Genomic DNA, 18,266 nt, shown 5'->3' with positions numbered 1-18,266 from the left:
AACAGGTCAAGCTGGTCTATACCGACAGTATCGTCGAGATCTACCATAAGCACGAAAGGTTCGCCGTACATACAAGGGACAGGAAGAAATACGGCTATACCACCTTGGCCGACCATATGCCCTCGCACCACAGGTTCGTGAGCGAATGGAGCAGTGAAAGGTTCATCGATTGGGCGGGCAATATCGGCGGACACTGTAAAGGGTACATCATTGCCATCCTGGAGAAGAAGCAACACCCGGAACAATCCTACAAATCTTGTCTGGGCGTGCTCCACCTTGCCAAAAAGTACGGAAGGGAGCGTCTTGAAAATGCGTGCAAACGTGCCTCGGAATATGGTGCGTACAATTACAATATGGTCGAGCGCATCCTAAAAAAGGGATGGGACCAGATCGATGAACGTATGGACGGGGATATGGAAATGCCCGAGCACAACAACATAAGGGGAGGGGAATACTACGAATAGAACAATATTAAAAACAGGACATATGAACGAAAAAACAATGCAATCGATGAAAGAAATGAGGCTCTATGGAATGCACAGGGCCTTCACCACAACAATGGAGACCGGCGGTCCGTCGACCGGTTACACCAACGATGAACTGGTCGCCTATCTGGTCCAGTGCGAATGGGACGACCGGCACAACCGTAGGATAGAGCGATTGACCAAGTCGGCAAGGTTCAGGTATACGGCCGTCATGGAGGCCATCGACTACCGACCGTCGCGCCAACTGGACAAGAACCTGGTCCGGCGGCTAGGTTCCTGCGGGTTCATCCAAAAAAGGGAGAACATACTTATTACCGGCAGTACCGGCGTGGGCAAAAGTTACCTGGCCTCGGCCATCGGCCACCAGGCCTGTTCCATGGGATCAAAAACGATGTACTTCAATACTGCAAAGCTCTTTACCCTGCTCAAGACATCAAAGGCCGACGGTTCCTATCCAAAACAAATAAACAAACTTGAAAAACAGGACTTGCTCATCTTGGATGACTTCGGCCTTAAGCCATTGGACAACATCAATAGGCATGCACTTATGGAAATCATCGAGGACAGGCACGGCAAAAAATCCACTATAATAGCATCACAATTGCCCGTATCAAAGTGGCACGACATTATCGGGGAGAGAACACTGGCCGATGCCATCCTCGACCGTTTGGTGCACACGGCACACAGAATAGATATAAAAGGCGAATCAATGAGAAGAAAATTGAAAAATAAAAACTAAGTTTAACCCACGGATAGATCAAATCTGGGCAGTCCAATTGCCATGGTCAGTTTCATCCGGCGAAGGTGGGTCAGTTTACCCGGCTTATCCATGGAGTGAACAGATTGGCATCAAAATTTTGAAATCCGCCTATTCCGGTACGTTCCATCCAATCCAAATCTTTTTGGATGCCATCTTTGGTGACATTACCGTTCATCCAATGCCACCAAACCCTTGGCTTGGCTTCATTCGGTGGATTCTTAAATCCTTCTTCCAATTGAACTGCATCAAAGGTAGGGGCTTCCTCTGTCTTTGGTCCACAGGATATCATCAGAAAAGCCAGTGAAAAGTATATGGTAAAATGGTTTGTGTGCTTCATTTGGCAAAATTTAAGGTTTAACAATTTTATTGACGTACCGCTTCCAAGCGTTGTCCGTGATAAACAACCTGTACAGAAACCACATTCCCTTGAGCATTTCTTTGCAATTTAACGCTATTTTGTGCGTCCTCTTTATCTAGATAAAGATTGCTATCCTCTTTACCAGGCACCAGTTCAATGGTCGTTTCTGCTATGGTCAAATAATAGGTGTCTTGGTTTTTGTTCACCGTCAATTCATCAAAGAAACCGCTAGTGGTTTTGTAAGTTCCCTCAAAACCCGATTCTTTAAGGTTTTCCATCTCCACTTGGGTCGTAAAATGATATTCACCGGATGCAAGGTCCAATTCAACCGATTCTCCTTGTGAGGGTAGTATGGTTACCCCTTCTGCCTTTTCCAAAGCCTTTTTACCTTCTTTTAGGCTTTCCATGGTTCCAAACGGAAGCGTCACATGGGCCGTGGTGTTCACGGGAACCTTTATTACTTGGGTAAAGGTTGAATTTTCCAATGTCCAACTACTGGCTATTTCACCATAGTAAGTTTTTAAACTGGCATCCGCATGGGTAATTTCCCCGCCCGGAATAATTTTTATATCAAATTTCTTGTAACCAGGACCTTCCATATTGGGTTGAATCCCTCCTATATTCTGATACATCCATTCTCCAATGGCACCATATGCGTAATGATTGTAAGAGTTCATGCTCGGGGTCTGGAAGGTGTCATCCGGCTTTATGCCATCCCAGCGCTCCCATATAGTAGTCGCCCCTTTGGTAACAGGGTACAACCAAGAGGGATAGGTATCCTGCAACAAGAGTTTATAGGCCACATCGGCATGTCCAAACCTGCTCAAAACATGGTTCAGGTAGGGTGTTCCCAAAAAACCTGTTGTTAAATGATAGCCGTAATCCTTGATGTTTTCCACCAATCTATCGGCTGCTTCTGCCCTTAGGTTTTGAGGGAGCATATCAAATTGAAGGGCCAATACGTAGGCCGTTTGCGTACTGGACACCAATCTCCCGGATGGGGTAACATATTCTTTTTGAAATGCAGTTTTAATATCCTTTACCAATTGTCCGTAAAAAGCCTCGTCTTCTTTTTTGCCCAAAACTCGGGCCGCATTGGCCAATAATTGGGTCGAATGGGCGTAAAAACATTGGGCAATAAGGTATTTATCCGTAATTGCCGCTTTCCCATCACGATCGTCATCCGGGGAATAGAACAACCAATCACCGAAATGAAATCCCGTTTGCCAAAGATAGTCCTCACTTTGGTCACGAATATAATCCACCCATGCCTTCATACTAGTATATTGATCCTCCAAGAGCTTTTTATCTCCATAAAGTTCATAGGCATACCAAGGTATTATGGTTGCCACATCGGCCCATCCCGCGCTACCCCCTGCTGTTGGCCCCAACACATTGGGCACCACGAAAGGCACTGAACCGTTTTCGAATTGATCGACGGCTACATCCTTCATCCATTTGGCGAAAAAATTATTTACGTTCATATTGTAAGAGGCCGTCCTAAAAAAAGCCTGGGCATCGCCCGTCCACCCCAATCGTTCATCCCTTTGTGGGCAATCCGTTGGCACATCGATAAAGTTGCCTTTTTGTCCCCATTTTATATTTTGTTGTAGCTGGTTCAACATGGGATTGGACGTCGTAAACTTTCCTGTTTCCTCCATATCCGAATACAGTGCTATGGCCTTAATATGTTCCGCAGTGGGCTCTTGCGGCAAACCAATTACCTTAATATATCGAAAGCCCTGAAAGGTAAAGTGCGGTTCCAAAATTTGGTTGGGTTCGCCATTCAATATGTAGGTTGTTTTTTGTTCTGCCGAACGCAAGTTATCCAGATACAAATCACCATCACCATCCAATACTTCAGCGTGATGGATTTCCACTTTTTGTCCTTTTCTCCCTGAAATGTTCAATTGTACCCAACCTACTAGATTTTGTCCAAAATCTATAATGGTCTCTCCGCTTGGAGAACTAAGAATTTCCTTGGGTACAAACTCTTCCTGCTTTCTGATGGGTTCGTTTTCAGTACCTATTAAATTGTCCTTTTTAAATTGCGCCACTTTTACCAGCTTCCAATCATTGTCTTCATAAGTTGGTTGGGTCCAATCCTCCATTTCCAAGGTTGAATCGTACAGTTCTCCATCATAAATTTCAGAATTTAGAATAGGTCCTGTTTTCCATTTCCAGGAACCATCTGAAATCAGTGTTTGTTCGGAACCGTCCTCAAATTGAATGTGAAGTTGCATAAGAAGTGCAATGTCATCTCCATAATGGTTGCGCCTTTCGCCCCAAGCCAAATAGTCCCGATACCAGCCATTGCCCAAAACAACTCCAATAGCGTTGGTTTTGCCCAGCATTTCGGTCACATCATAAACTTGGTACTGCAGTCTTTGGTCATAACTGGTCCATCCCGGGGTTAAATAATCTTCGCCTATCCGTTCACCGTTAATGTGAGCTTCATAAAGTCCGTGCGATGTAATATAGATTGTTGCCTTTTTTACGTTTGCCTCTGAGGTGAGACCAAACTCTTTCCTAAAATAGGGGCTTGGCCTATTAATGGTATCTTTTTCAAAACTCGGTGCGATCCATTTGGCCTTAAATTCTTTCGCTGGATTCAAAAGCCCCATTTGCCAATGGCCAACATGGCTCCATTTGGATTTACGTCCATGATTGTCCCACACTCTAACTTGCCAAAAGTAGTCCTTTCCGGATTCCAAAGAGGGCCCCGAATACAGATTCATTATGGAAGATCCGGAATCAATTTTTCCAGAACTCCAAAACACTCCATCCAAGCCTGATTCATTTTTGTTTTCCGATACTCTTACCTCATAAGATATTTGCTTGGTATCCCGTTTATTGGAAATCATGACCCAACTAAATCTTGGCTGGTCCGTTGTGATTCCCATGGGGTTTACCTTATTCTCTACGTATAATTTGGATACCTCTATCTGGGCATTGGCGGCAAGGAAAGCAAAGACCAATAAAAAGGTGACTATTTTTTTCATAACGATACTATTATTTAAAACAACATTGAAATGAACCAGGCCCAGCATGATCAACATAAACCGGACCTGTTTCAACTAACTCACCCTTATTTGTTGTTTTCTACATTAAAAATTCGGGTTCAACAAGGCCTCGCTTGCCGGTAATGGAAATAGCTCGTAAATAGTGGTAAAGGCAGCAGCGGGCGGGCCAAAACCTTCAGGGAAATAATAATCCTGCGGATTTGCCTTTACACGATCGCCAAAGGCCGTCATTACAGATTGGGCTGTTCCTGTTCTTACCAAATCGAGCCATCTTTTGTTTTCAAATGCCAATTCAACTCTACGCTCATCCATAATGGCCTGTCTCATCTCGGTTTGGTTTAATCCGGTCAAAGGAGCTAGACCTGCCCTATCCCTTACCGCATTCAAATAAGGTTCAGCATCTCCGGGACGATTTTGCTCGTTAACCGCTTCTGCCATAAACAATAATGCCTCAGAATAACGGTAGATAGGCATATTGACCCCTGTTAGTCCAGGATTGCTGTGTGGTTGCCAAAACTTATCGATATAGGGGAAATAGGTCCCATCCACTTCGATACTATCCACGGACACCGATTTTCTTAAATCTTCATCCTCATAGCTTTCCAATAAATCCGGTGTAGGTATATTAAACCCTTCTACGTTTGATGCTTGAGAATTAGGCACACCTGAAACCAAAGCTACTTGTTCAGCTGTTAAAGGCATGGGCAACCATTCGTACATAAATGAACTGGCAAAACCTTCGGTTCCTTCCAAGAATTGCACTTCGAAAATAGATTCTATACTGTTCTTGTTGTTTAGATCGAAAACATTGGCATAATCAGCCAAAAGGTCATATTCATCCGAAGTTATCAAATCTGACAAAACAGATTCTGCGCTGCCCCAACTTTCCTGTACCATATGTACATTTGCCAACAACATTTGGGCAGATCCACGGGTGGCCCTACCTTCCTCTTGAGAAGATTTTGGGGGCAGCAAGTCAACAGCTTCGCCAAGGTCGCTTAGGATCTGGGTATAAATTTCTTCTTGTGTTGATAAAGGTAGAGCAGCGTTATCCCTACCGGTTACAGGAACTAAATGCAATGGCACGGCACCAAAATACTGAACCAAATCAAAGTAGGCCAATGCCCTTAAAAAATAGGCTTGCCCCTTTACATTGTCCTTAACATTATTATCCTCGAACTCAACTTCATCGATCAATGCTAGAATTTGGTTGGCCCTTGCAATGATCAAATAATTGGAGGTGTATTTGTTGGTCAAAATACCATTACCGTTGTTTACATAAAAATCGGCCATACTTTCTCCATCCTGTACTGCCCTGTAATTAGGGTTATACTTGTAATAGGTATTATCGGAAGTCATCTCCCCCATGGCCCAGGCACCTTGCCCCTGCACTTCTTGCAAATCACGCAATGGCACATAAGCGGCATTGACGGCCTGTTCAAAATCGCTTTGTGTTTCAAAGAAAACGGCCTGGCTCAATGAATCTTCCGGAGGAAGCTGTAAAAAATCATCCGTACATGACGTAAATATGCCAGTCGCTATTAATGTTATTATTCCTATTGTTTTTTTCATGACAGTATTTTTTAGAATGATAGGTTGAAGCCTAAAGTGAATGTTCTCGGAACCGGATATGCACCCCAATCGTAACCCAGAGCCAATGCATTCGACTGCTGACCTTGGGTAGTTGTGCTAATTTCTGGGTTCACCCCTCTATAACTTGTAAAAACAAAGGCTTGCTGAACTGAACCATAAAGCCTTGCTCTCTTTAAAAAAGAGGTCTCTTTTAGTGGAAAGCTATAACCGACTGTAATGTTTTTTACGGAAAGGTAACTTCCATCCTCAATAAATCGGGAACTGAACCAGTCGCGCTCCATAAAAGTGGCACTGGTGGTTTTGCCATATCTCCCGCTTCCCGGATTTTCGGGTGACCTCCAACGATCTTTCACATCGCGAAGCACATTGAAAACACCGTCCAAATTGGTAGTCCCTTGGTCATTGGTTACGGCAATATCATTACCAACGGACCCTGAAATTACGATGCTCGCATCCCAGTTTTTGAATTTAAAATCGTTGGTGAGACCGAAAATATAGTCTGGGAATGGGTTGCCGATAACAGTTCTGTCATCGTTCTCGTTCCCAAAAGTAATGACACCATCTCCGTTTACATCTTTAAATTTTACGGTTCCGACTTCAGATTCCACGGCACGTGGCGAGTTATCAAACTCCTGTTGGTTGTCATAAACTCCATCATGGATCAATCCCCAGAACTGACCTAAAGGCTCTCCAGGACGTGTTATACTGGTATAGGCTCCACCGGGATTGAAGATTCTATCCACACCATCAGCCAAAGAAATCACCTTATTTCTATTAAAGGCAATATTGAAGTTGGTATTCCATGAAATGTTCTCGTTGGATATGTTTCTGCTTACCACGGCAAATTCATGCCCCCAGAATTCTATTTCTCCCACGTTATCGTTAAAATTGGTAAAACCTGATTCCTGTGGAATATCCACATTGAACAACAAATCCGTGGTGTTCTTTTTGTAATAGTCATAGATAAACTCCAGTCTGTCATCAAAAAATCTCATATCCAAACCTATATCCAATTGCTTGGTACGCTCCCAACCCAAGTTAGAGTTTCCTAAGGTGGTAAGGCCAGCTCCACTAACAACGGAATTACCGAAAACGGCATTCAAGGAATTGTCCACCAAGGCATATTGGGTGTAGTTCCCAATATTGTTGTTACCGATAATACCGTAACTGGCCCTGATTTTACCAAAGCTGACGAAATCCGTATTATCCATAAAGGATTCATCAGAGAACACCCAACCTGCAGAAACTGAAGGGAAGTTACCCCACCTGTTATTGGAACCAAATCTTGAGGATCCGTCACGACGCAGGGCGAGGGTAATCAAATACTTTCCATCATAATCATAGTTCAAGCGAGAGAAATATGATGTCAAACTCCACTCATTAATATTGTTGAAAGAGCGAGTTCGGTCAATATTCAATGCAGATTGAATCGTTTGAACCCTATCATCAGGAAAATTGGACAAGTACAATTGCGTATTGTCCGCTTCATATTTTTGATAAGAGATTCCGCCCAAGATTTCGAAATTGTGGTCTCCAAAAGATTTTGCGTAGGTTATTGTATTTTCATTCAACCAGCTCAAGTACTTGCTCTCCCTTCTGATAGAAGTTGCAATTGCCGGAGGCAATGCGGCAAATGTGGTCGATACTGTTGACGGACTAAAGTTAAAGAAGGATGAATTTCCGAAATCCCCATTAATAGAAGTCTTTATTTGCATACCGTCCATAGGTTTATATTGTAAATACACATTTCCCAAAACCCTCATTGATTTTGTTTCGTTAGTGATCTCTTTGGCCGCTCGGTACCAGTTTGGAGTCGGAAATGCACTGATTCCCGGAATCCAGGCCGTTAATGGCAAAGTTCCATCCTCGTTCTTGTATGGTAGAATTGGCCAGGTCTGCATGGCATTGGTTACCAAACCTCCTGGTATACCGGCGTTTACATTGGTCGCATAAAATGCACCATCGGAACTTGGCAGGTTGTCAATCGAGTAAGTTGGCGCTACAGAAATCCCAAGATCCAACTCATCGTTCAATTTAAATTTGGAGTTTGCTCTTAAGGAATATCTTTTAAAATCCGAATTGACCATAACACCCTCTTGCTGAAAAACCCCTGCAACAACAGCTACGGAAGATCTTTCTCCCCGAGCGTTCCAATTAATGTTAAGGCTCTGTATCGGTGCTGTTCGGAACATGGCATCGTACCAGTCATAACCCTCCCCGTACTGTTCTGGGTTTTGAAATGGTTCTGGTACTGGTTGTCCCAAATCCTCAAAAGATTCCTTTTTGAATTGGGCAAACTCCTGACCGTTCATCAAATCCGGACGTCCTTTTTGTGGAACTACCTGGACTCCTCCGTAATAACTGATGGAGAAACCGCCCTGTTCCGTTTTTCCAGATTTGGTCGTAATAAGTACAACCCCATTGGCCGCCCTTGAACCATATAGGGATGTTGAAGCGGCATCTTTCAATACACTGATACTTTCAATCTCATCTGGATTAATGGAGCTGATGTCCCCAACAATTGGAAAACCATCCACTACGTACAACGGGTCGCTTCCAGCTAAAATAGAAGCTTGTCCACGAACCCTTACCTGTATTCCCTGACCCGGTTTACCTGTAGTCTGATTGATTTGTACCCCCACCAATCTACCTTGTAATTTTTGGGTGACCTGTGGCACTGGGATATCGGCCAACTGTTCAGAATCGATTTGCTGTACCGCACCGGTTACCTTTCTACTGGTCTGGGTACCATATCCTACGATTACAACCTCATCCAGTTGTTGGCTATCGACCGATAAGCTCAAGTTGATTTGCAATCTTCCGTTAACGGGTATGTTTTGTGCTGCATACCCCACGGAAGAAAAGGTCAACACCCCATCCGAAGCCGTTTCGATGGAATAATTCCCGTCAAAATCGGCACTTGTACCATTTGTAGTGCCTTGCTCAACAACGGTAACCCCTGGCAAGGGCTGACCTGTTTCGGCATCTGTAACAGTTCCGTTCACTGTAATCCGCTGCTGTGCATTGGCTGTAAAACCACAGCAAACCACCATAAAAAGAACCCCTAACCATAATGTCTTTTTAGTCCTCATAGTTTGTTTTTAGTTAATTAATTTGTGCAATCGACCTAAGGTTTTTGTATCTGAGTTTGGCCGAAATAAACCCTCAATTACCTGTAAGGCAACTGATTCTCCACAAGGTTAAGATATTGTCAAGGGAAAACTATTCCGTTCTGTACTGTTCTGATACGGAATGGTCTTAAGATATAGTAAGAAGTAAAAATTACAGACTACAAAGAACTTCTCTGTATCACATGGAAAGGATTGTCCATATAACTGGGCTGGTTCTTCAAAATGATTTCCGCGGCTTGTTTTCCTAAATTTTCAAAATCAGTGGATATTACCGTAATGCCGTCCAAAAGCACCTCTTTCAATGGGGTTTCATTATAGGATATAATACCTACATCCTTTCCGAGAACATATTGGGTTTGTTTGATTTTTTTGATCAAAACAACCAAATCATCCTCTTTTAGGTTAATGTAAGCCGTATCCTTTTCTATTTCGCTCGATTCTATCTCTTCGATGATACCAAACTCATAGGCGAACTGTCCGCAAAATTTGATAAAGCCTTTTTTGATCTCAATAGGGTGATAGGTCTTCTTTCGGAGCAACAACTTGATCTGATGATATTTTCTAAGTTTTGGGTTCAACTTTATCAATGCTTTGTATATATCCGTTTCAAAATCCTGATAAATGGAAGATACCTCATTGGATAGCCCATCCAACCGTTTGTCCAGCACAATCAGTTTTTCCAATGGAATTTCCTTCTTTACAAAGTCCAGCACATCATCTCCCCCCTCTTCAAAATGAGGGATAATTACATAATGGGTGTAGGTGTAGGAACGTTTTTTTGAATCCAATATCAGTTCCTTAAAATGTCGGTAATTGTTTTCATAGATAAAGAAATCTATGGTGGCACTATCGCCCAAAGTGCGGGCAAATGCATCGTAAATAATTTTTTTATGCGAACTCAATTTATTGAATAACAGAAAAACTTTGGCCTTTAATGCCAGTTCATCCTTCTTCACGTAGTACCCCTTGCCCGGTACCGATTCAATAATTTTATTTTTTTTCAAGTGATCATAAGCCCTGACCACGGTATCCCTGGAAATATCGAACTCGATCAACAACTCGTTTACTGAGGGTAACCGATCGTCCAGTTTTATTTTACCATTTTCTATGGCAGCCAAAATGGAATCCACAATTTGCTTATACTTAGGCACTTTAGATTCCTCTTTTATATCGATCAATTCCAACATTTTACTAACTTTTAGGACCGGTTTGCTTAACAGTACAGAACACTTATTAAAAATTGGGTAAGTACATTTACCGACAACAATAATAAAAAAAATAACCTGATGGGGATTAAGACTTTTAAACACGTGGATTATTTATGGGACGAAAAAAAGGCCTTGGAACTTGGTGATGACCAAGTGGCCCTTTTCCTGTACCGATCCAATATTTTAGGCTCCGATTTAAGGATCACGAACTACGGAGGGGGCAATACCAGTTGTAAAACCATAGAAAAAGACCCGTTGACCAACGAAGATGTTGAAGTTATGTGGATCAAGGGTTCTGGAGGTGATATTGGAACCCTTACCCGTTCAGGGATTGCAGGTCTTTACACGGAGCGTCTAAGAAACCTGAAAAAAGTCTACAAAGGATTGCATGATGAGGACAGAATGGTCGGCCTCTTCAACCACTGTATTTACGATTTGGATAGTCGTGCTCCTTCCATTGATACTCCATTGCACGGTTTACTGCCCTTTAAACATATTGACCACCTTCACCCAGATGCCTTAATTGCTGTTGCAGCAGCAAAGGACAGTGAAAAAGTTACCAAAGAAATTTGGGGAGACACCATGGGTTGGGTGCCATGGCAAAGACCAGGATTTGACCTTGGGCTTCAATTGGAAAAGTGCCTTAGTGAAAACCCTGGGATACGTGGTATCGTATTGGGAAGCCATGGATTGTTTACCTGGGGCGACACTTCTTATGAATGTTACATCAATAGTCTGGAAGTCATTGAAATGGCATCAGAATTTATTGAGAAAAAAATAAAAGGGCAGGGCGAAGTTTTTGGCGGACAAAAGGTGGAATCATTGCCGGCAGATGACAGAAAAGAAAAAGCAGCCCGGTTGATGCCTCTCCTTCGCGGATTGTGTTCTTCCGAAAATCGCATGATCGGCCATTTTACAGATGCCGATGTGGTAATGGAATACATCAACAGCAACAATCTGGAGAAATTGGCCCCCATGGGAACTTCGTGTCCAGACCACTTCTTGCGTACCAAGATCCAACCCTTGGTATTGACATTGGATCCCAAAGAAGATGTATCCAATACCGATGAAGTTTTGAAAAAACTGGAACCCGCATTTGAACAATATAGACAGGAATACGCAGCCTATTACGAAAATTGCAAACACGACAACAGCCCGGCAATGCGTGATCCCAACCCGGTCATTATCATTTATCCCGGTGTTGGAATGTTCAGTTTCTCCAAAAACAAACAAACCACCCGTGTGGCAAGCGAATTTTACATCAATGCCATTAATGTAATGCGTGGAGCAGAGGCCATTTCAGCTTATACCTCCTTGCCAAGGCAAGAAGCATTTGATATTGAATACTGGTTGCTCGAAGAGGCCAAACTACAGCGTATGCCCAAAGAAAAACCCTTATCCAGAAAAGTGGCACTGGTCACCGGTGCAGGCGGTGGGATAGGAAAGGCGATTGCTGACAAGCTTGCTGAACACGGAGCAAATGTAGTATTGACCGATATAGCAGAGGAACGACTTAAAGAAGCGTTGGAAACCTATCCAAGGGATGTTGCCAGTTACGCAATTTGTGACGTCACAAGTACCGATTCCATAAGCAAAGCTTATATGAATGCCTGCTTGGAATTTGGTGGTGTTGATTTGGTAATACACAGTGCCGGGCTGGCCATTTCCAAACCTTTGGAAGAAACCACGACCAAAGACTGGGACCTGCTCCAAAATGTATTGGTCAAAGGGCAGTTCGAGCTCTTTAAGCAAGGAGTTGCCATTATGGACAAACAAGATCTTGGTGGCGACATCATTAGCATCGCCAGTAAAAATGGATTGGTCTCGGGACCGAACAATGTCGGATATGGAACTGCAAAAGCCGCACAACAGCACATGGTACGTCTATTGGCTGCAGAGCTTGGGAGCAAGGGAATCCGCGTAAACACCGTTAATCCAGATGGTGTAATCGTGGGAAGCAAGATTTGGGAAGGGGATTGGGCCGAAGGTCGTGCAAAAGCGCATGGCATAAAAGTGGAAGACCTTCCCGCTCATTATGCCAAAAGAAATCTGCTCAACAAAATTATATATCCGGAAGACATTGCCAACGGCGTGTTCGCCTTTGTCGGTCTGCTGGATAAGAGTACTGGAAACATTATCAACGTGGATGGTGGCATGGCCAATGCATTTACAAGATAGGTTTTTAGTTTAGTTATTTACTATTCAAGTTTCCGCAGGTCAAGTTTTGGCCTGCGGTTTTTAAAGATTATTACACCCTATGATTTTAGATAAAGAACAAATAAACTCCGAAAACCAAAGCAATTTTGACAAGCATAATCAAAGCTTTGATTTTTTGGCCAATAGCTTAACAAACAAAGGGTACGATGTTGAAGGTCTACTAAAAAAGATATGTGACTTCCAAGTGGCCATACCCAGTTGGGCCTTGGGCGCCGGGGGAACACGATTCGGGAGGTTCTCCTACCATGGAGAACCAGGTACATTGGAGCAAAAAATAGAGGATGTCGGATTGATCCATTCCTTGACACAATCCGCAGGAGCCATTTCGCTCCATATTCCATGGGACGTTCCCGAAGATGTCCAAAAAATCAAGGCGTTGGCCAAGTCCCTTGGACTCAAATTCGATGCCATGAACTCCAACACCTTTCAAGATCAGCACGATCAAGAACATTCCTATAAATTCGGTTCGCTTTGCAGTACCGATGAAAAGGCTCGGCAACAAGCTGTTCAGCACAATATTGATGTCATCCGCTTGGGAGAAAAACTAGGTTCCAAAAGCCTAACGGTATGGTTGGCGGATGGTTCCAGTTTTCCTGGACAGAACAATTTCCAGACTGTACTTAAAAATACACAGGATAGCTTACAGAAAATCTACAAGATCCTACCCGAAGATTGGAAGCTTTTTATTGAATACAAACCTTATGAACCCAATTTTTATAGCACGGTGATCCAGGATTGGGGCACCTCCTTTATGTTGGCCAACGAATGTGGACCAAAAGCCTATACCTTAGTGGATTTGGGGCACCATTTGCCCAACACCAACATAGAGCAGATTGTTGCCACCCTTATGATGAAAGGTAAATTGGGCGGTTTTCATTTTAACGACAGTAAATATGGGGATGATGACCTTACTGTAGGAAGCATCAAACCATATACGTTGTTTTTGATATTCAACGAACTGGTCCACGGCATGGAGAACAATCCGCAAAACCCTTACCCTGCCTGGATGATCGATGCCAGTCATAATCTAAAAGATCCCTTGGAGGATTTGATGCAATCGCTGGAAGCCATCCGATCTTCGTATACGAAAGCACTTTTAATAGATCAAAAGGCCCTTCGTGAAGCGCAAAATAAGCACGATGTGGCCTTGTGCCAAGAAATTTTACAGGATGCTTACCTGACCGATGTAAGACCATTATTGGAACGTGCCAGGATTTCCAAGGGAGGAGCTTTGCACCCCTTGGACACGTACCGACATTTAAATATCCGCAAAAAATTAGTGGAGCAAAGGGGTAAACATTCAATGGCTACGGGACTATAATACAAATACTATGGCAACAGAGGTAATTGCGGTTTTCGATATTGGAAAGACCAATAAAAAGTTCTTCCTTTTTGATTTGGATTTCAAGGAGGTGCATCGCGATTATACCTATTTACAACCTATCAAAGATGAGGATGGTCATCCTACAGAAAACCTCATCGAACTTCAAAACTGGATAAAGAACAGCTTTCATGATATTCTAAAATCCAAAGATTACAAAGTAAAAGCGGTCAATTTTTCATCTTACGGAGCTAGCTTGGTTCACTTGGACGACATGGGCAACGTGATTACTCCATTGTACAATTACACCAAGCCCATTTCGGAAGAAGTCATTGCTAAATTCTACGGAGAATACGGGCCCGAGATTGAATTCTGCAGGGAAACCGGAACAACCAGAGAGGGGATGCTTAACTCTGGAATACAACTCTACTGGCTTAAAAAGGAAAAACCGGAAGTTTTCTCGAACATCAAGTATTCGCTGCACCTACCGCAATATCTAAGCTATTTGTTTACGGGAATCCCCGTTAGTGAATACACCAGTATTGGTTGCCATACCGCCCTCTGGAACTACGAAAAACAGGATTACCACAACTGGGTCTACCAAGAGGAAATACATAAGGTATTGCCTTCCATTGTGGATACGGGAACCAGCATCAACACCAATCTTCTGGGACATCAAATAAAAGTCGGAGTTGGTATTCACGATAGTTCTTCGGCGCTTTTACCCTACATCCGAAGTATTGACAAAAAATTCCTGTTGCTTTCTACAGGAACATGGAGCATAGCGCTGAATCCATTTTCCAAAGAGCTTTTGACAGATAAAGACACAAGTTCCAATTGCATCAACTATATGCGCATCAATGGGGAACCTGTGAAAGCCGCTCGTTTGTTCCTGGGGAATGAGTACAACGAAAAAATTAAGGAACTGGCCAAACTTTTCAATGTGTCCGAAGACCACCACGAGTCCGTAGGTTTTAATCCTGAGTTGTATCAAAAACTAAAGTGCAATTTCACCCACACATTTAAATGGACAAGTCTTGATGTGGAATTGCCAAATACCCTCGCCCCCATGAATTTCGACTCTTATGAAGAAGCCTACCATCAATTGATGATGGAATTGGTGGAATTGCAAGTGGACCGTATCAAAAGAGCTGTTGGAGATGATGAAATCAACCAATTGTACATTGATGGTGGATTTGCCAATAATGAAATTTTTGTGGAATTGCTGGCCCATGGTTTTGATAACATGAAGGTGAAGACCACGGACGCCTCTTTAGGTTCGGCACTCGGAGCGGCCATTGCCATTTCCGATGTGGAACTGGACCAAAAGTTCCTCAAAAACAATTACGCCTTAAAAAAGCACAGACCTTTAATTACTAATTGATATGGCCCTAAGTTTCGATACCCGTTATCCTTCCGTTGATGATCTGAGGGAGAAAGCAAAAAAAAGAATCCCGCGATTTGCCTTTGAATATTTGGATGGCGGTTGCAACGAGGACATCAATATTCAAAGGAACACTTCCGAAATAAGGGACATTACCCTAAAACCAACTTACATCAAGGATTTTAAGGGTTCCAGCATAAAAACAACATTGTTTGGAGAGGAATACGATGCGCCATTTGGTGTCGCACCTGTAGGATTGCAAGGGCTGATGTGGCCCAACTCCCCCGAAATTCTGGCCAAAGCGGCCAACAAGCACAATGTGCCCTTTATTTTGAGCACGGTGACCACCATGAACATAGAACGAGCAAGCGAACTTACCGAAGGTAAAGCCTGGTTTCAACTTTATAATCCAGTGGAAGATGCTGTAAGAAATGATATTTTGGATAGGGCGGCCGCTGCAGGCTGCCCTGTTTTGGTACTGCTGTGCGATGTGCCCACTTTTGGATACCGACCAAGGGATTTTAAAAACGGCTTGGCCTTGCCCCCAAAAATGACAATGGCGAACATCCTGCAAATTTTGGGCAAACCAAATTGGGCATTACAGACCCTAAAACACGGTATTCCAACTTTTGAAACCCTAAAACCATACACCCCGGAAGGTCTCAACCTAAAGCAACTGGGCAAGTTCATGGACAAAACCTTTTCGGGGCGTTTGAACGAGGAACGCATCAAACCGATCCGTGATAAATGGAAAGGAAAGTTAGTCCTCAAAGGTGTAGCATCCGAAGAAGATACCGAACAGGCCATTAGACTGGGATTCGATGGCATCATTGTTTCCAATCACGGAGGTAGACAATTGGATGCGGGGGAATCCACCATTGCTCCATTGACCCGTATTGCTGAAAAATACAAAGATCAAATCACCATTATGATGGACAGTGGCATGCGTTCCGGTCCCGATATGGCACGTTCCCTCGCACGGGGAGCCGAATTTACCTTTATGGGGCGTTCCTTTATGTACGGTGCCGCTGCCTTGGGCAATAAGGGAGGAGATCATACCATGACCATCCTTAAAGTGCAACTACAACAAATTATGGACCAATTGTGCTGCGAGAACATCCAAGAATTGCACAAGCACTTGATCTAACAAACCAGCACTCTAAAATTTAACGATACAAACCTAACTACATGAGCCAATACAACATTGACGAAGAAATTGAGGAAATAGCAGGTGGCGAATTTGAAAGAGAACCCGTGCCCCAATCCAAATTAAAAAGTTGGAAAAGTTTTTTGGGCATGTATGCCGGAGAACATGCGGCAGGTACGGAATTTGTTATTGGCCCACTTTTTTTGACCACGGGAGTCAGTGCCTTTGATTTGATCATCGGGCTTCTTTTGGGAAACCTTTTGGCGGTTTTGAGCTGGCGTTTTCTTACGGCTGAAATTGCCGTCAAGTACAGGCTTACGCTGTATTATCAATTGGAAAAAATAGTGGGCAAAAAATTGGTCATAGGCTATAATCTCGCCAATGGTATTTTGTTTTGTTTCCTGGCCGGGGCCATGATTACCGTATCGGCTACAGCAGTCGGTATTCCCTTTAATATGGAAATGCCCAAATTGACCGATACCATGCCCAATGGAATTACCTGGGTGATTATCGTATTGGCCATCGGAGCGGTCATCTCCTTGATTGCTGCAAAAGGCTATGAGACCGTTTCCAAGGCGGCCAACTATATGTCCCCGATCATTGTGCTGGCATTTTTGGCCAGTGGAATTGTGGCATTGCGCGAGCTTGACGTGAACAGCTTTTCCGATTTTTGGAACATCTGGGGCGAAGGTGGCGAACCCTTTCCAGGACAGATCAAATATACGTTTTGGCATGTGATGATCTGGTCTTGGTTCGCCAATGCCGCCATGCACGTGGGGATGTCCGATCTCTCCGTGTTCCGATTCGCCAAAAAGGCCAGTTCCGGTTGGACCACGGCCGCAGGAATGTACGTGGGCCACTATATGGCTTGGATTGCAGCTGCACTTCTGTATGCGGTGTACCTAAAATCACCCGAGGCACAAGCAGCTTTGGCCGGTGGAACTGCTCCAAACGTCGCTCCTGGCCCATTGGCTTACAATGCTTTGGGAATATTCGGTGCCATTGCCGTGGTTTTGGCGGGTTGGACAACGGCCAACCCCACCATTTACCGTGCAGGATTGGCGTTTCAAGCCATTATTCCAAAAACCTCAACATTTTGGGTAACCATTATTGCCGGTAGTGTGGCCACCTTGGCGGGATTATTCCCCGCCTTTGCCATGAAGCTATTGGATTTTGTAGCATTGTACGGTTTCATTTTGGCACCTATGGGAGCTATTATCGTATTTGAGCATTTTTACGGCAAAAAGGCCAATATCATATTGGATTATGCGGAAAAAAAGAACGTGACATTCAACCGAGCGGTGTTTTGGTCATGGGCCATCAGTTTTGGGTTGTGCTATTTTGTCTCGGTCATATTTGATATATTCCTTTCATTTATGACATTGCCTGCATGGTTACTGTGTGGCTTGTTATATGTATTAATGGCGAAAAAAGTGTCGGCACAAAACTGAAAAAACAGTTTTGCAACAGCAAAAAATGATCTGCTGTTTTTGGTAGGGCACCAGGACGTATTTTACCTTAATGGTATATTAAAGAATTCTATGAAAACTTTTAGCTTATTAAGGGACATTCAGGAGTAAGCCTGCTTTTTAAAAAATATTAAACTAAATGCCACTGAACCAGATTGGTTTCAGGGGCA

The 18,266-nt window shown here is 43.4% G+C and carries 11 protein-coding genes and 1 pseudogene; 7 read left to right on the top strand and 5 right to left on the bottom strand.

The features are described 5' to 3' along the window. Positions 1-464, top strand: a pseudogene (locus SD450_RS19045) (IS21 family transposase); the annotation flags it as partial. A 22-nt stretch (positions 465-486) separates the two neighbouring features. Further along, entirely contained in the window at positions 487-1,224 is a 738-nt protein-coding gene (gene istB, locus SD450_RS19040) for an IS21-like element helper ATPase IstB (RefSeq protein ID WP_318345942.1), read from the top strand. Positions 1,225-1,294: 70 nt separating this feature from the next. Here istB and SD450_RS19035 read toward each other — a convergent pair whose 3' ends face one another. The 5 genes from SD450_RS19035 to SD450_RS19015 form a co-directional block, all read right to left on the bottom strand. Continuing rightward, the gene (locus SD450_RS19035) at positions 1,295-1,582 is read right to left on the bottom strand and encodes a glycosyl hydrolase (protein ID WP_318345941.1); all 288 of its coding nucleotides are present in this window, start codon (positions 1,580-1,582) and stop codon (positions 1,295-1,297) included. A 26-nt stretch (positions 1,583-1,608) separates the two neighbouring features. Beyond that, complete coding sequence (locus tag SD450_RS19030; protein WP_318345940.1) at positions 1,609-4,605, bottom strand: alpha-L-rhamnosidase; 2,997 nt, start codon at positions 4,603-4,605, stop codon at positions 1,609-1,611. 105 nt (positions 4,606-4,710) lie between these two features. Continuing rightward, positions 4,711-6,198 (bottom strand): RagB/SusD family nutrient uptake outer membrane protein, encoded by a 1,488-nt coding sequence (locus SD450_RS19025; RefSeq protein ID WP_318345939.1) that lies wholly within the window; start codon positions 6,196-6,198, stop codon positions 4,711-4,713. 11 nt (positions 6,199-6,209) lie between these two features. Next, entirely contained in the window at positions 6,210-9,311 is a 3,102-nt protein-coding gene (locus tag SD450_RS19020) for a SusC/RagA family TonB-linked outer membrane protein (protein WP_318345938.1), read from the bottom strand. Positions 9,312-9,508: 197 nt separating this feature from the next. Next, positions 9,509-10,537 (bottom strand): GntR family transcriptional regulator, encoded by a 1,029-nt coding sequence (locus SD450_RS19015; protein ID WP_318345937.1) that lies wholly within the window; start codon positions 10,535-10,537, stop codon positions 9,509-9,511. Positions 10,538-10,636: 99 nt separating this feature from the next. Between SD450_RS19015 and SD450_RS19010 the strand changes: the two genes are divergently transcribed. The 5 genes from SD450_RS19010 to SD450_RS18990 all read left to right on the top strand — a co-directional run bounded on the left by SD450_RS19010 (position 10,637) and on the right by SD450_RS18990 (position 18,078). Then, a complete protein-coding gene (locus SD450_RS19010) occupies positions 10,637-12,736 on the top strand; it encodes a bifunctional aldolase/short-chain dehydrogenase (protein ID WP_318345936.1) in 2,100 nt (699 codons plus the stop codon). Between the two features lie 79 nt (positions 12,737-12,815). Next, positions 12,816-14,096 carry a TIM barrel protein gene (locus tag SD450_RS19005; protein WP_318345935.1) on the top strand — a complete coding sequence of 427 codons (1,281 nt, stop codon included), beginning with the start codon at positions 12,816-12,818 and terminating at the stop codon, positions 14,094-14,096. Positions 14,097-14,106: 10 nt separating this feature from the next. Next, positions 14,107-15,480, top strand: a complete 1,374-nt coding sequence (locus tag SD450_RS19000) for an FGGY-family carbohydrate kinase (protein ID WP_318345934.1) — start codon at positions 14,107-14,109, stop codon at positions 15,478-15,480. Position 15,481: 1 nt separating this feature from the next. Beyond that, positions 15,482-16,627 (top strand): alpha-hydroxy acid oxidase, encoded by a 1,146-nt coding sequence (locus SD450_RS18995; protein WP_318345933.1) that lies wholly within the window; start codon positions 15,482-15,484, stop codon positions 16,625-16,627. A 41-nt stretch (positions 16,628-16,668) separates the two neighbouring features. Continuing rightward, a complete protein-coding gene (locus SD450_RS18990) occupies positions 16,669-18,078 on the top strand; it encodes a purine-cytosine permease family protein (RefSeq protein ID WP_318345932.1) in 1,410 nt (469 codons plus the stop codon). Positions 18,079-18,266 lie beyond the last annotated feature (188 nt).

The organism is Flagellimonas baculiformis (assembly GCF_033441575.1).
In the GTDB taxonomy this organism is placed as follows: Bacteria; Bacteroidota; Bacteroidia; order Flavobacteriales; family Flavobacteriaceae; genus Flagellimonas; species Flagellimonas baculiformis.
The sequence above is the reverse complement of the archived record's forward strand: the minus strand, read 5'-3'. Positions and strand labels throughout refer to the sequence as shown.

Bases quoted from the DNA above. Each gene is read 5' to 3' on its own strand.
- SD450_RS19020 (WP_318345938.1), bottom strand. From the start codon at position 9,311: ATGAGGACTAAAAAGACATTATGGTTAGGGGTTCTTTTTATGGTGGTT.
- SD450_RS19025 (WP_318345939.1), bottom strand. From the start codon at position 6,198: ATGAAAAAAACAATAGGAATAATAACATTAATAGCGACTGGCATATTT.
- SD450_RS18990 (WP_318345932.1), top strand. From the start codon at position 16,669: ATGAGCCAATACAACATTGACGAAGAAATTGAGGAAATAGCAGGTGGC.
- SD450_RS19035 (WP_318345941.1), bottom strand. From the start codon at position 1,582: ATGAAGCACACAAACCATTTTACCATATACTTTTCACTGGCTTTTCTG.
- SD450_RS19015 (WP_318345937.1), bottom strand. From the start codon at position 10,537: ATGTTGGAATTGATCGATATAAAAGAGGAATCTAAAGTGCCTAAGTAT.
- SD450_RS18995 (WP_318345933.1), top strand. From the start codon at position 15,482: ATGGCCCTAAGTTTCGATACCCGTTATCCTTCCGTTGATGATCTGAGG.
- SD450_RS19000 (WP_318345934.1), top strand. From the start codon at position 14,107: ATGGCAACAGAGGTAATTGCGGTTTTCGATATTGGAAAGACCAATAAA.
- SD450_RS19005 (WP_318345935.1), top strand. From the start codon at position 12,816: ATGATTTTAGATAAAGAACAAATAAACTCCGAAAACCAAAGCAATTTT.
- SD450_RS19010 (WP_318345936.1), top strand. From the start codon at position 10,637: ATGGGGATTAAGACTTTTAAACACGTGGATTATTTATGGGACGAAAAA.
- istB (WP_318345942.1), top strand. From the start codon at position 487: ATGAACGAAAAAACAATGCAATCGATGAAAGAAATGAGGCTCTATGGA.
- SD450_RS19030 (WP_318345940.1), bottom strand. From the start codon at position 4,605: ATGAAAAAAATAGTCACCTTTTTATTGGTCTTTGCTTTCCTTGCCGCC.